Genomic DNA, 13,565 nt, shown 5'->3' with positions numbered 1-13,565 from the left:
GGTGGGTCAGGCGTTCTCGTGCGTGGTCGCGTAGCCCTGGGGGTTGTTCCGCTGCCAGCGCCAGTGGTCCTCGCACATCTCGGCGAGCGTGCGGGAGGCGGACCAGCCGAGGTCGGCGAGCGCCGAGGACGGGTCCGCGTAGCTGACCGCGGCGTCGCCCGGCCGCCGGGGGGCGAACTCGTATGGGATCTCGCGGCCCACGGCGGCCGAGAAGGCGGCAAGGACCTCGAGGACCGAGGACCCGTTGCCGGTCCCGAGGTTCCAGGTGTGCACGCCGCCGTGGGCCACGAGGTAGTCCAGCGCGGCGAGGTGACCGGCGGCGAGGTCGACGACGTGGATGTAGTCGCGGACACCCGTACCGTCCGGCGTCGGGTAGTCGTTGCCGAACACCATGACCTTCTCGCGCCGCCCCACGGCCACCTGCGCGACGAACGGCAGCAGGTTGTTCGGGATGCCGGTGGGGTCCTCCCCGATGGAGCCCGAGGAGTGCGCGCCCACCGGATTGAAGTAGCGCAGCAGTGCGATGTTCCAGCGGGGATCCGCCGCGCCGAGGTCGCTGAGGATGTCCTCGATCTGCTCCTTGGTGCGTCCGTAGGGGTTGACGGCGTCGAGCGGCAGCTTCTCCGTGAGCGGTACTTCCTCGGACGCCCCGTACACCGTGGCGGAGGAGCTGAAGACGAGCGTGCGCACTCCGGCGTCGTCCATGACGCGCAGGAGGTTCAGGGTCCCGCCCACGTTGTTGTGGTAGTAGTACAGCGGCTTCTCCACCGACTCGCCGACCGCCTTCAGTCCCGCGAAGTGGATCACGGCGTCGACCTGCTCCTCCGCGAAGATCGCGCGGAGCCGGGGTTCGTCGAGGAGGTCCGCCTGGTGGAACACCGGGGCACGGCCGGCGAGGGTGGCGACACGCTGCAGCGAGGTCTCGGTCGAGTTCAGCAGGTTGTCGACGACGACGACGTCGTGGCCGTTCTCGAGCAGGGTCAGGACGGTGTGCGAGCCGATGTAGCCACTGCCACCGGTTACGAGGATCTTCATGCTTCCATCCTAGGCGGGCGCATTCTCCGGACCAGGTGATGACGGCGCGCATGCGGTGCGTGCGCCTCTGGAGCGCCGTGGATCCGGAGGCTACTGTATGACCAGCATGACCGGTCCGAAGGAGGCCCATGTCGTACCCCGACCCCGGCTACAGCACGTACTTCACCGTGGACACCTCGGAGGTGCTGCTCGTGGCGCTGTACCTGAGGGACTGCGCGGGCTTCCGGGGACTCGGGAGGCCGGCGCTGCCGCCGGTCACGCCTGCGGTCCGCCCGGTGGACCTCCGGCGCCTGATGGAACCCTTCGGGGGGTCGGCCACGCTGCGCGTCGAGTGGGAGGCGTGGTGGCACAGCCTCCTGTCGCACCGCATCAGTGACGCCGTCCTTCCGGTCCCGCCGCGCTTCGAGGCGCTCGACGGCATGGAGGCGCTGAAGGCCCTCCTGCGGGCCCGCGTCGGGGCGGCGACCGCCTGGGCCGAGGAGCGGTGCGCGGAGTATGCCCTGCACGCCGGCTCACGCGGGGCCGAGAGCATCGAGTACCTGCTGTCCCGCATGATCCAGGAGCGCGAACTCGAACTGGGCCGGGCGGCGCGGCGGTTCACCCTCCAGGTGATCGAGCTGCCCCTGGGGGTGCGCCGCGCCTGGTGGGTGGAACCGGACAAGCTCCTCATGTGCCAGGAACTGTTCGACGACGAACAGTCCTTCCGCAGTTACGTGGAGCCCGTGATCAGGATGCTGGCCTGACCTGCCCGTGACTCAGGGTGTGGCGCCCGCGACGGTGATGGTCACGATCCCCGACTCCGTCCCGACCGTGCTCCAGCCGCCCTCGGCCCGGTCCCACTCCAGGCCCGAGTGGGAGACCGAGGTGATGTGGAGGGTCGAGGCGTTCGCGACGGCCCACTGTGCGGCCGCCCACCCGAGGCTGCCCGAGACGTCCAGTCTCAGGAGGGTGCCGTCGGCGGTACCGCCCAGCGGCCCGAAGGCCTCGTCAGCGGCGGCGGAGACCGCGAGGGCGTCGCCCGTCGCCGTCGGGTCTCGGAGCGTGCAGTCCAGAGCGGCGGGGGAGTTGCCCGTGAGGGCCGAGGCGAACGCGCGGCCCTCGGGCTCGTGGTCGGCGTAGGCCTCCGGGAAGGCCGAGCGCTGGACGGTCTGCGCGGCCTCGGTGATGGGCAGGTCCTCGTAGCCCGGTACCTGCACGAGGGCGTCGTAGAACGCGCCGGTGGCGTAGGCGGGCATCATGATCTGCTCCTCGGTACCCCACCCCTGGGACGGACGCTGCTGGAACAGCCCCCGGGAATCCGGCCCCGCGTCGTCGCCGTAGTCGATGTTCTCCAGGCGCGACTCCTGGATGGCGGTCGCGATCGCGATCGACGCGGCGCGGGCGGGCAGCCCGCGCTGCACGGCGATCCCCGAGATGAGGGCGGCGTTCCCGGCCTGCGTCGGAGTGAGCTCGAAGGTGTCGGCGCCCACCGTGGCGCTGCACCGCTCACGGACCAGGACCTCGCTCCGATCCAGCTGCGTCACCGCCAGCGCGGCACCGCCCACGACGACGACGCCGAGCACGGTGAGCATCACCGCCGTCCGGACGCGTCGTCGACGCCGCCTCACGGCAGCCGTCGGAGATCGTGGGGTCACGGGTCAGTTGGCGTGCAGGGCCGGGTTGAGCGCGATGCCCTCTCCCGTGCGCGGCTGCGCCTCCACGGCTCCGGTCGTGGAATTGCGACGGAACAGGATGCCGGGCTCGCCGGAGAGGTCCTTCGCCTTCACGACGCTCCCGTCCTGCAGCGTGATCTTGGTGCCGGCCGTCAGGTAGAGGCCGGCCTCCACCACGCAGTCGTCACCGAGCGAGATGCCGACTCCGGCCTCGGCACCGAGCAGGCAGCGCTCGCCGATGGTGATGCGTTCCTTGCCGCCGCCTGAGAGGGTGCCCATGATCGAGGCACCTCCGCCGATGTCGGAACCGTCGCCGACGACGACGCCGGCCGAGATCCGGCCCTCGACCATGGAGTGGCCGAGGGTCCCGGCGTTGAAGTTCACGAACCCCTCGTGCATGACCGTGGTGCCCTCCGCGAGGTGCGCGCCGAGGCGCACGCGGTCCGCGTCGGCGATCCGCACGCCGGCCGGCACCACGTAGTCCACCATGCGGGGGAACTTGTCCACCCCGTACACGGCGACGGGTCCGCGGGCGCGCAGGGCGGCGCGCACCGTCTCGAAGCCCTCGGCGGCGGCGGGCCCGTGATTCGTCCAGACGACGTTGGCGAGGAGACCGAAGACGCCGTCGAGGTTTACGGTGTTGGGCTGGACCAGCCGGTGCGAGAGCAGATGCAGCCGGAGGTAGGCGTCCTCGGTGCCGGCCGGTGCGTCGTCCAGCTCGATGGTGATGTCGACGACGTGCTGGGAGACCCCCCGCGCGTTGTCGACGCCGGCCCGGGCCAGTGCCTCGAGGGTGTCGCGGAGCCCCGACCCGGTCGCGCCTGCCGCTCCGCCGATGGTTCCGTCCGTGGGTGCCTCTCCCAGCCAGGGTGAGGGGAACCAGGTGTCGAGGACCACGCCGTCCGTGGTGACCGTGGCGAGGCCCAGACCACCGGCCGGCCGCCGGGAGTCGCCGGGCAGGGGTGAGTTCGGCAGGGGAGTCGTCATGGGCAGCAGTCTACCGAGCGATAGTGTTTGAGCATGATTCAGACACCCTCCCCGGCGCTCGATCCGACCGCCGACGTGGCGCACCTGACCGCACGCCTGATCGATCTCGAGAGCGTCTCGGGGGGCGAGCGCGGGATCGCCGACGCCATCGAGCAGGTCCTGCGGCCCCTCACGCACCTCGAGGTGGTGCGCGACGGCGACTGCGTGATGGCCCGCACGAATCTCGGGCGCGCCGAGCGCGTGATCCTCGCCGGGCACATCGATACCGTCCCGCTGCCCACGGCGGGTGGATCCCGGGGCACGGTCCCCTCGACCTGGGACGGGGACGTGCTCTACGGGCGCGGCGCCACGGACATGAAGGGCGGCGTCGCGGTGCAGCTGGCACTCGCGGCCACCCTGACGGAGCCGACGCGCGACATCACGTTCGTCTTCTACGACCACGAGGAGGTCGAGGCGTCCCTGAGTGGGCTCGGCCGCGTCGCGGTCTCCTTCCCGGACTGGCTCGTCGCGGATTTCGCCGTGCTGCTGGAGCCTACGGACGGGACCGTGGAGGGTGGCTGCAACGGCACCGCCCGCTTCGACGTGCGCGTCGCGGGCCGCGCCTCGCACTCGGCCCGTGCCTGGATGGGCGTCAACGCCATCCACGGCGCGGCGGAGATCCTCGTGCGCCTGCGCGACCACGAGCCGGCGACGGTGCACGTCGACGGCCTGGACTACCGCGAGAGCCTCAACGCCGTGAAGATCACCGGCGGGACCGCGGGCAACGTCATCCCGGACAGCGCGGTGATCGAGGTGAACTACCGGTTCGCCCCCGACAAGAGCCCGGAACAGGCCGAGGAGTACGTGCGCGCGCTGCTCGAGGGGTTCGAGGTGGAGCGCACCGACGCCGCCGCAGGGGCTCGCCCGGGCCTGCAGCACCCCGCCGCCGCCGCCTTCGTCGCCGCCGTGGGGGCGGAACCGAAACCCAAGTACGGCTGGACGGACGTCGCACGGTTCAGTGCCCTCGGCGTACCTGCGGTGAATTTCGGGCCGGGCGACGCACTCCTCGCGCACACCGACGACGAGCACGTGCACGCCGACGCCGTCCGTGCGTGCCTCCGAGCGCTCACCATCTGGCTCTCCTGACAGCACCGACGACACCGACGAGGAAGGGCCCGGTTCTCCTGAACCGGGCCCTTCGCCGTCCGTGTTGCGTGCCCGGCCGGACCTGGCCGGTCACCGGAGCGTGGTGATTGTCAGGTAGCGGCCGCCTCCGGCACGAGAGGTCCCGGCGCCACGGGCTTGCGGCCCTTCGTCCTGAAGCTCAGGAGGACCGACAGCCGGGTCGCGAGGGTCGACAGCGCGAAGTTGATGAGGATGAAGATCGCTGCCGCGACGAGCAGCGAGGGGATGACATTGCCCTCTCCGACGCCGAGCCGACGGGTGAACTGCAGCAGCTCGGGGTAGGTGATGATGAAGCCGAGCGCCGAGTCCTTCAGGATCACCACGAACTGGCTGACCAGCGCCGGCAGCATCGCGATGAGTGCCTGCGGCACCTCGATGTTCCGCAGCGACTGGTTGCGGGTCAGGCCGATCGCCATGCCCGCCTCGCGCTGGCCCCGGGGCAGGCCGTGGACGCCGGAACGGACGAGCTCCGCGATGACGGAGCCGTTGTAGAGCGTGAGCGCGACGACGACGGCGATCAGGGGCGCGTCCTGCGGCTTCACGGCGCCCGAGCTACCGAGCGCGAGCCAGAAGAAGATCATCATCAGCAGGACGGGTACGGCCCGCAGCACCTCGACGACGGAACCGGCGACCGCGCGGATCGGTGCGGAGTGGGACAGGCGTCCCACGCCGAAGATCAGGCCGAACAGGACAGCCGTGACGATCGAGATCCCTGCGGCCTTCAGCGTGTTCACGAGACCGGGGAGGATGAAGAACTCCCAGGTGCGGGACTCGAGGAACGGAGTCCACATGCTCGCCGCGAGCTGGCCCTTGCCGGCCAGTGCCGACAGGATCCAGGCGAGGACGGCGACGGCGATGAGGACACCCACGATGTTGCCGAGGAGGATGATGCGGCGCGCACGCGGACCCGGCGCGTCGAAGAGGACCTGCTGCGCGCTCATCGTGCCACCGCCAGTCTGCGTGAGGCCCACGTGGTGAGGAGCCCGATGGGAATCACCAGGATCACGAACCCGAGGGCGAACGTGAGGAAGATGGGGACGACCAGGTCTGAGCGGAACTCGATCATGGTCTTCATGAGCCCGGAGGACTCGGTGGCGACGGATCCTGCGGCGGCGACCGTCGAGTTCTTGATGAGAGCGATCAGCACGTTCCCGAGCGGGGCGATGGCCCCGCGGAAGGCCTGCGGAAGGATGATGAGGCGCGCGGCGGGCAGGAAGCTCAGGCCGATCGCCCGGGCGGCTTCCGCCTGGCCGAGCGGGACGGTGTTGACACCGCTGCGGATCGCCTCGCACACGAAGGCCGCGTGGTAGAGCGCGAGGCCCAGGATGGCGATCCGGAACAAACTCGCGTTGAGGTCGCTCGCCAGGCTGATCTGCATGACGGAGAACAGGCCGAGGAAACCGAACGCGAGGATGATGGTCAGTGGCGTGTTGCGGAAGATGTTGACGTAGGCCGCCCCGAACCACTGGAGGCTCGGGATCGGGGAGATGCGGAACAGGGCCAGCACGGTGCCGATGACGAGCGCGAAGATGGCCGCCCAGAACGACAGCTGGATGTTGACCCAGAACGCGGCGGGTACGTCATAGGTCTCGAACAGCGACAGGTAGTTCTCCACGGTTCACCTCTTTCCTGGTGGGGAACATGGCACGGGTGGGGCGGTCCGTGCGGACCACCCCACCCATGGGAGCGATGCTAGGCGCAGGGCGCCGGGGTGGGCGGGTTGAGATCCGCGTTGAACTCGTAGTCGGCCCCTTCGGTGTTGCTCGTGATCGCTTCCTCCCACGCGCCGTCCTCGATCATCTTGGTGATGGCCGCGTTGACCTCCTCGCAGCGCTCGGTGCTGCCCTTCGGCAGGCCGACGCCGTAGTTCTCCTCCGAGAACGTGTTGCCGACGACCTTGAACTTGCCGGCGTTGGCCTCCTGCGCGGCGAGGCCGGCGAGGATGATGTCGTCGGTGGTGACGGCGTCGATCTGGCCGCCACCCATGGCGGTGACGCACTCGGCGTAGCCGGGCTGCTCGACGAGCTGGACACCGGGGTACTGGTCCTTGATCTTCTGCGCCGAGGTGGAGCCGGTGACCGAGCAGAGGTTCTTGCCCTCGAGGTCCTCGGGCCCGGTGATGTCGCTGTCGGTCGGGACGAGCAGGTCCTGGCCGGCCACGAAGTACGGTCCACCGAAGTCGACCGTCTCCTTGCGGGTGTCCGTGATGGAGTAGGTCGCGAAGATCATGTCGACCTGGTTGTTGGAGAGCAGGTTCTCGCGGTTGGCCGACGGCGCCTCGACGAACTCGATCTGGTCCTCGCCGAAGCCGAGCTCGTTCGCCACGTACTTCGCGACGTCCACGTCGAAGCCGGAGTAGGTGCCGCCCTCGTCGTAGCCGAGGCCCGGCTGGTCGAACTTGATGCCGATGCGGACCATCTCGCCGCCGGACTCGCCGCCCTCGCTCTCGGCGCTGTCTCCGCCACCACAGGCGGACAGTGTCAGTGCGGCCACCGCGGCCACCGCGGCTGCTGCGTATCGGGTCTTCTGCATGGGTGCTCCTTGTGTTGCGGCCCCGGAAGGCCTTGGGTGCGAGTGGTGATGTGGGGGATCAGTGGGAGAGGATCTTGCCGAGGAAGTCCTTGGCGCGCTCGCTCCTGGGGTTGGTGAAGAACTCCTCCGGGGTCGCCTGCTCCATGATCTGTCCGTCGGCCATGAAGATCACGCGGTCGGCGGCCCGCCGGGCGAAGCCCATCTCGTGCGTGACGACGATCATCGTCATGCCCTCCTTGGCGAGGGCGACCATCGCGTCGAGGACCTCGTTGATCATCTCCGGGTCGAGGGCGGAGGTCGGCTCGTCGAACAGCATCACCTTGGGCTGCATGGCGAGTGCGCGGGCGATAGCCACGCGCTGCTGCTGGCCGCCGGACAGTTGCGCGGGCAGCTTCTGGGCCTGGTTGTCGACGCCGACGCGCTTGAGCAGGGACATGGCGAGATCCTTGGCAGGACCGGGCTTCATGCCCTTGACCTTGACGGGGCCGAGGGTGACGTTCTCGAGGATCGACTTGTGCGCGAACAGGTTGAAGGACTGGAACACCATGCCGACGTCGGCGCGCAGCTTCGCGAGTTCCTTGCCCTCCGCCGGGAGCACCTTGCCGTCGATGGTGATCTCGCCGTCGTCGATGGTCTCCAGGCGGTTGATCGCCCGGCACAGCGTCGACTTGCCGGAGCCCGAGGGGCCGATCACCACCACGACCTCACCGCGCGCGACGTCCAGGTCGATGTCCCTGAGCACGTGCAGGTCGCCGAAATGCTTGTTGACCTTGCGGAGGGAGACGAGGGGACGTGTCGAGGACGCAGGCGTAGACGGTTGCGCTTCACTTGTCATGGGAGAAATGTAGCGAACTATTCCTCCTCAGCAATACGGAGCAGCCCGGCGGCACCGATTGTGATTCAAGAGCAACCAAATCCGCAGCGTGTGCCGCTCGTTGGTTAGCCTAGGGAAATGTCTCCTTCCCAGCACCCTTCGGTATCCAGTGACGCGTGGCCCCCGGCAGGGGAGGACGACGTCGTGGATCCGCCCGTGGCGGGGCCTACCCGCGCGTCCGGCGAAGCACATCCTGCCGCGTCGCCAGAGGCCACGCGCCGCCGGGGATCGGTGGAGCTGCGCCGCGGACAGGCGACCGGACCGCAGTCCGACAACTCCCTGCTCGACGCGCCGGATTCCGGCGCCTTCACGCGGACGGACCCGTGGCGGGTCCTGCGGATCCAGAGCGAATTCGTCGAGGGATTCGGCACCCTGGCCGACCTCGGCCCGGCCATCAGCGTCTTCGGCTCCGCCCGGACGACCCGCGACTCCTCCTTCTACGGTATCGGGGAGGAGGTGGGGCGGCGTCTGGTCGAGGCCGGCTACGCGGTCATCACCGGCGGCGGACCGGGTGCCATGGAAGCGGCGAACAAGGGTGCGTGCGAGGCCGGGGGAGTGTCCGTGGGGCTCGGCATCGAACTGCCCTTCGAGCAGGGCATGAACGAGTGGGTGGACCTCGGCATCAACTTCCGGTACTTCTTCGCCCGCAAGACGATGTTCGTCAAGTACGCCAGCGGCTTCGTCGTCCTGCCCGGCGGCTTCGGGACGCTCGACGAGCTGTTCGAGGCCATGACGCTGGTCCAGACGCGCAAGGTGACGTCCTTCCCGATCGTCCTGATCGGCGTCGACTACTGGCGGCCGCTGCTCGACTGGATCGAGGGCACCCTGCTCACGGAGGGGACCATCTCGGAGAAGGATCTGTCCCTCCTCCAACTCGTGGACACGGCGGAGGAGGCCGTCCGGATCGTGGCGGCGTCCGCCGGTCACCCCGGCGCTTCCTGAGCTTCGCGCATGCGCGCCTCTGGCACCATTGCCGTGTGACTATCTTCCTGGTGATCCTCGCCATCGTGCTGGTGGGTGCTACGGCGCTCCTCGCGTCCGGTCGCGAGGTGCCGGCGGTGCTGCGGTCCCGGGGCGCCCGGCGAGGGATACCGTCGGCCCGGCGCCGCGCCGCGGACGGGCCCGACGACGCGGCCGAGCGGCATCCGGCGGGAACCTCGACGGGCCACGACGACAGCGGGGTCCTGACACCCGGCGGCGACGAGGACCGGTCGGGACGGGGAGACGGACTCGGCCTGGTCGAGCCGGTCGCGAGCCTGCCGCCGGTCCTGCTGCCCGATGATCCCTCGGGGTCCGACGTCGATGCCGTGCGGTTCGGACTGGGCCTGCGCGGGTACCGGATGGACCAGGTGGACGAGGTCCTCGATCGTCTCTCGACCGCGCTCGAGGCCAGGGACGCCACGATCAGGGCACTGCGGGCCGAACTCGCCGGACGGGACGGACGCCGGTGAGCGGGGCGGTGCCGGGGTCGGACGGTCGCCCGCGCTGCGGCTGGGCCGTATCCAGTGCGGAGTACGAGCGGTACCACGACCTCGAGTGGGGGCGGCCGGTCACGGGCGAGACGGCACTCTTCGAGCGACTGAGCCTCGAGGCGTTCCAGTCCGGCCTCAGCTGGATCACCATCCTGCGGAAGCGCGAGGCCTTCCGCTCCGCGTTCGCCGGGTTCGAGCCCCGCACCGTGTCCGCCTTCGGCGAGGCGGACATTGAGAGGCTCCTCGCCGACCCGGGCATCGTCCGGAACCGCCAGAAGATCGAGGCGACCATCTCGAACGCCCGTGCGCTCCTCGCCCTGCCCGCGGGGACGACGCTCGGCTCGGTCCTCGCCGCCCACCGCCCTGCACAGGTCGCCGCTCCGGCCACCCTCGCGGACGTCCCGGCCATCTCACCGGAGAGTACCGCCCTCGCCCGCGCGCTCCGTGGTCTGGGCTTCCGGTTCGTGGGTCCGACGACGGCCTATGCCATGCTGCAGGCCACGGGCTACGTCGACGACCACCTCCAGGACTGCTGGGTGCGCGATGCACCGTCCGACGCCGCCCCCGCGATCACGCCGGGGAGCAGTGCGGCCACGGGGGCGCGCCTCCCGTGAGCAGCAGCCGCGCACGGACCGGCACCGCGACGAGGGCGGGCCCCGAGCCGGTCGCACAGAGCGGGCGCCGGACCGTCGTGCCCCGGCTCCTCGGGCACTGGTCCGTCCAGGTGCTCGTGATCTTCGTCGTCGGGCGCCTCGTCAGCACGGGCATCCTCCTTCTCGCTGCCTCCCGCCAGGGGGTGAGCCCCTGGTCCGGGCCCGCACCCGCCTACGGCACCTTCATCAACTACTGGGACAGCGGGTGGTACGAGCGCATCTTCCGCGAGGGCTATCCGACGGACCTGCCCACGGACCTGTTCGGCACCGTCACGCACAACCAGTGGGCCTTCTACCCCCTGTATCCGGGCATCGTCCGCAGCCTCGACGTCGTCACGGGCCTCGGCTGGGGGGTCCTCGCCCCGCTGGTCGCGTGGCTCGCCGCTGCGGGCGCGGCCCTCGTGATCTATCGGCTGTTCCGGCAGCGGGCCGGTCACCGCACCGCGCTCGCGGGTGTCACGGTCGTGTGTCTCGCTCCGGTCTCGCCGATCCTGCAGATCCCCTACGCCGAATCCCTGCACCTGCTGCTCCTCGCGTCCGCGCTGCACCTCGTGTCGGCGCACCGGTACTACGCGGCGATGCCCGTCGTCGTCCTCATGTGCCTGTCCCGTCCGGCCGGAGTGCCGTTCGCGCTGGCCCTCGGCATCGTGTTCCTCCACGAGGTGTGGACCTGGCGCCGCGCGGGGGCGGATCCGGTGCTCCGGCGGGAATCGGCCGGCCGGATCCTGCCCCTGCTGCTGCTCGGTGTCGTCGCGTCGCTCTCCGCCGTCGCCTGGCCCCTCATCGCCTGGATGGCGACGGGTCGGCGTGACGCCTACGTCGCCACCGAGACGGCGTGGCGTGGCGAGGCGCTCACACCCTTCCTCCCGTGGTTCGAGAACCCGGCGGTCCTCATCGGTCCGGCAGCCGCGTCCCTCGTGGTCCTGGCGCTCCTCCTCGGCGGGGCCGGACTGTTCCTCGCGCGCTCGGTCCGGTCGCTCGGGCTGGTCCTGAATGCGTGGTGCGCCGCCTACCTGCTGTACCTTGCGGCTTTCTGGGACCCGCAGTCCAGCACCTGGCGCATCCTCGTGCCGCTCTTCCCCCTCGCCCTCGCAGCGGCGTCGCTGCAGAGGGGCAGGGTCCTCCCGGTGCTCCTGCCCCTCTCGGTGGTCCTGCAGTTCCTCTGGGTCGACTGGCTGTGGGGCTGGACTCCCACGGGATCGAACGGGGATTATCCACCCTGAGTGTGATCCACGCCGCACCTGAATTAGCAGGAGCAGGGCTTGTGCTGAATAATGAAGGGGATGACGTGCACCGCCGGGCCTCTCACCGGGTCGACGGGACGGAGCACCGTTTACTGTCGCGCTGCCGCTGACCGCGGTTGCGCCCTGTTGAAAGGGACACCCCTATGGCTGCCATGAAACCGCGTACCGGCGATGGACCGATGGAAGTCACCAAGGAGGGGCGCAGCCTCATCATGCGGGTACCCATCGACGGCGGCGGACGCCTGGTCGTGGAACTCAATGCGGAAGAGGCAGGCAACCTCAAGGACTGCCTGCTCACCGTCACCGGTTGACACCGCTTTGCCCCTCCGCCGGAGCCTCGTCGCCGTCAGGCCTTCTGCTTGACGGCGAGGAGGAGTCCCGTGCCGGTCGGGAGGAGTGCCGAGACGAGCGAATCGTCGTCGCGGACCATCCGGCCCACCTGCCGCAGCGTGTTGGTCGACTGCTCGCGGACGGCGGGTTCCGCCACGCGGTCCTGGTCGAGGGCGTCGTTGACGATGAGGATGCCGCCATCCTTCAACAGGCGGATCGCCTGCTCCACGTACACCGGGAGTCCCGCCTTGTCGGCATCGATGAAGACGAGGTCGTAGGCGCGGTCCGTCAGCCGGGGCAGGACGTCCGCGGCACGGCCCGAGATGGTGCGCGTCCGGTTGGAGGGGATGCCCGCTTCCGCGAAGGCCTCCCTCGCCGCCCGGAGGTGATCGACGTCGGAATCGATCGTGGTCAGCACGGCGCTCCGTCCGAGCCCCCGCAGGAGGCAGACCCCCGACACGCCGGCACCCGCGCCGACCTCGACCGCCGTCGTCGCCTTGGAGGCCGCCGCGAGCACGGTCAGGGCAGCGCCGACCGCGGGTGTCACCGGGGCGACGCCCAGCTCGTGGGACCTATCGCGGGCACGAAGCAGGATGTCGTCCTCGTCGGGAAGCCCTTCCGTGTAGGACCAGCTGCTGTGTTTGTCGGCGGCCATGGGCATCCGTTCTGTGATGGGATTAGGGGGGACTGTCGGAGGCCGGAGCCCCGCCCCAACACTACTGGCTGGGCTGCTCGCACTTCCATGCGGGCGTTCGTTCCGGACCGTCGGCCCTGAGGCGGAGGGTAACCGACGGTGGCACCGATACCGGGAAGCAACACGCGCCGGCCTGCCAGCTACCTCCCAGCTTGGTGCGAAAGACTTCTGACTCGGGACATCCGGCGCGAGCACGGTCCCGAATCCCTGATACCACCGCCTGCTGCACGGGCACCGGCGTGGTGGCCCGATCGGGATACGCGGCGAAAAGGGGTAGATGATGTCCAGCGTGAAGGCGGCACAGCCCGTTGGTAGGTCCGCAGTGGCGGACGATCCCATCCTCGATGAACACGGCAATCCATGGGTGGCACCCTCCTGGGAGGAAGTGGTCACCAACTACTCGCCCAAGGTCTACCGCCTGGCCTACCGCCTGACCGGTAACCGCTTCGACGCCGAGGACCTCACGCAGGAGGTCTTCGTGCGGGTCTTCCGGTCCCTCGCGAACTTCAAGCCGGGCACGCTCGACGGCTGGCTGCACCGCATCACCACCAATCTCTTCCTCGACCAGGCGCGGCGCAAGACCCGCATCCGGTTCGACGGCCTGACGGAGGAGGCCGAAAGTCGTCTCCCCAGCAAGCACCCCGGGCCCGAGCGCAGCTTCGAGTTCAACAACCTCGACATCGATGTGCAGTCGGCGCTCGAGGAGCTCCCACCGGATTTCCGTGCCGCCGTCGTCCTGTGCGACCTCGAGGGACTGGCGTACGACGAGGTGGCGCAGGTGCTGGGGGTCAAGCTCGGTACCGTCCGCTCGCGTATCCACCGCGGCCGCACCATGCTCCGCGAGAAGCTTGCCCACCGCGATCCGCGACCTACCGGAGGAAGCGGTACCGCCCTGGGTGTCCCGCGGATCGCCGGTCTGGGCTAGGGA

General features: G+C 69.8%; 16 protein-coding genes. 8 read left to right on the top strand and 8 right to left on the bottom strand.

Annotation, left to right across the window (positions count from 1 at the left end):
* Window positions 1-6: 6 nt before the first annotated feature.
* Window positions 7-1,035, bottom strand: a complete 1,029-nt coding sequence (galE, locus tag FNH21_RS02625; protein WP_152812095.1) for a UDP-glucose 4-epimerase GalE — start codon at window positions 1,033-1,035, stop codon at window positions 7-9.
* A 128-nt stretch (window positions 1,036-1,163) separates the two neighbouring features.
* Here galE and FNH21_RS02620 point away from each other — a divergent pair, with 128 nt between their 5' ends.
* Window positions 1,164-1,778: a hypothetical protein gene (locus FNH21_RS02620; protein WP_152812093.1), complete on the top strand. Its 615-nt coding sequence runs from the start codon at window positions 1,164-1,166 to the stop codon at window positions 1,776-1,778.
* A gap of 12 nt (window positions 1,779-1,790) precedes the next feature.
* Here FNH21_RS02620 and FNH21_RS02615 read toward each other — a convergent pair whose 3' ends face one another.
* Window positions 1,791-2,606, bottom strand: coding sequence for a hypothetical protein (locus FNH21_RS02615; RefSeq protein ID WP_152812091.1), 816 nt, complete (start codon window positions 2,604-2,606; stop codon window positions 1,791-1,793).
* Window positions 2,607-2,672: 66 nt separating this feature from the next.
* Window positions 2,673-3,674: a 2,3,4,5-tetrahydropyridine-2,6-dicarboxylate N-succinyltransferase gene (gene dapD, locus FNH21_RS02610; protein ID WP_152812089.1), complete on the bottom strand. Its 1,002-nt coding sequence runs from the start codon at window positions 3,672-3,674 to the stop codon at window positions 2,673-2,675.
* Between the two features lie 33 nt (window positions 3,675-3,707).
* On the opposite strand from dapD, the gene dapE reads away from it, so the two are divergent.
* Entirely contained in the window at window positions 3,708-4,799 is a 1,092-nt protein-coding gene (gene dapE / locus FNH21_RS02605) for a succinyl-diaminopimelate desuccinylase (RefSeq protein ID WP_152812087.1), read from the top strand.
* A gap of 110 nt (window positions 4,800-4,909) precedes the next feature.
* On the opposite strand, the gene FNH21_RS02600 is transcribed toward dapE, so the two are convergent.
* The 4 genes from FNH21_RS02600 to FNH21_RS02585 all read right to left on the bottom strand — a co-directional run bounded on the left by FNH21_RS02600 (window position 4,910) and on the right by FNH21_RS02585 (window position 8,205).
* Entirely contained in the window at window positions 4,910-5,779 is an 870-nt protein-coding gene (locus FNH21_RS02600) for an amino acid ABC transporter permease (RefSeq protein WP_152812085.1), read from the bottom strand.
* Window positions 5,776-6,453 (bottom strand): ABC transporter permease subunit, encoded by a 678-nt coding sequence (locus FNH21_RS02595; RefSeq protein ID WP_191931550.1) that lies wholly within the window; start codon window positions 6,451-6,453, stop codon window positions 5,776-5,778. Before FNH21_RS02595 ends, FNH21_RS02600 begins: the two co-directional genes overlap by 4 nt.
* 77 nt (window positions 6,454-6,530) lie before the next feature.
* Window positions 6,531-7,370 carry a glutamate ABC transporter substrate-binding protein gene (locus FNH21_RS02590; protein WP_152812083.1) on the bottom strand — a complete coding sequence of 280 codons (840 nt, stop codon included), beginning with the start codon at window positions 7,368-7,370 and terminating at the stop codon, window positions 6,531-6,533.
* Between the two features lie 58 nt (window positions 7,371-7,428).
* A complete protein-coding gene (locus tag FNH21_RS02585; RefSeq protein ID WP_152812081.1) occupies window positions 7,429-8,205 on the bottom strand; it encodes an amino acid ABC transporter ATP-binding protein in 777 nt (258 codons plus the stop codon).
* 117 nt (window positions 8,206-8,322) lie between these two features.
* Between FNH21_RS02585 and FNH21_RS02580 the strand changes: the two genes are divergently transcribed.
* From FNH21_RS02580 to FNH21_RS02560, 5 genes are all read left to right on the top strand, one after another.
* The gene (locus FNH21_RS02580) at window positions 8,323-9,186 is read left to right on the top strand and encodes an LOG family protein (protein ID WP_152812079.1); all 864 of its coding nucleotides are present in this window, start codon (window positions 8,323-8,325) and stop codon (window positions 9,184-9,186) included.
* A 35-nt stretch (window positions 9,187-9,221) separates the two neighbouring features.
* Window positions 9,222-9,695 carry a DivIVA domain-containing protein gene (locus FNH21_RS17370; protein ID WP_338403130.1) on the top strand — a complete coding sequence of 158 codons (474 nt, stop codon included), beginning with the start codon at window positions 9,222-9,224 and terminating at the stop codon, window positions 9,693-9,695.
* On the top strand, window positions 9,692-10,330 hold the full coding sequence (locus FNH21_RS02570) for a DNA-3-methyladenine glycosylase I (protein WP_191931549.1): 639 nt from the start codon (window positions 9,692-9,694) through the stop codon (window positions 10,328-10,330). Before FNH21_RS17370 ends, FNH21_RS02570 begins: the two co-directional genes overlap by 4 nt.
* Window positions 10,327-11,592: a hypothetical protein gene (locus FNH21_RS02565; RefSeq protein ID WP_194718414.1), complete on the top strand. Its 1,266-nt coding sequence runs from the start codon at window positions 10,327-10,329 to the stop codon at window positions 11,590-11,592. The genes FNH21_RS02570 and FNH21_RS02565 overlap by 4 nt, the downstream gene beginning before the upstream one ends.
* A 164-nt stretch (window positions 11,593-11,756) precedes the next feature.
* On the top strand, window positions 11,757-11,924 hold the full coding sequence (locus FNH21_RS02560; RefSeq protein WP_082471292.1) for a DUF3117 domain-containing protein: 168 nt from the start codon (window positions 11,757-11,759) through the stop codon (window positions 11,922-11,924).
* A gap of 35 nt (window positions 11,925-11,959) precedes the next feature.
* Here FNH21_RS02560 and FNH21_RS02555 read toward each other — a convergent pair whose 3' ends face one another.
* A complete protein-coding gene (locus tag FNH21_RS02555; protein ID WP_152812077.1) occupies window positions 11,960-12,598 on the bottom strand; it encodes an O-methyltransferase in 639 nt (212 codons plus the stop codon).
* Between the two features lie 316 nt (window positions 12,599-12,914).
* On the opposite strand from FNH21_RS02555, the gene sigE reads away from it, so the two are divergent.
* Window positions 12,915-13,562 carry an RNA polymerase sigma factor SigE gene (gene sigE / locus FNH21_RS02550; protein ID WP_422108735.1) on the top strand — a complete coding sequence of 216 codons (648 nt, stop codon included), beginning with the start codon at window positions 12,915-12,917 and terminating at the stop codon, window positions 13,560-13,562.
* The last annotated feature ends 3 nt before the right edge of the window (window positions 13,563-13,565 follow it).

It is taken from the genome of Arthrobacter bussei (genome assembly GCF_009377195.2).
Taxonomy (GTDB): Bacteria; Actinomycetota; Actinomycetes; order Actinomycetales; family Micrococcaceae; genus Arthrobacter_D; species Arthrobacter_D bussei.
Note: the sequence above shows the minus strand (reverse complement) of the source record. Positions and strands in the feature narration are given on the sequence as shown.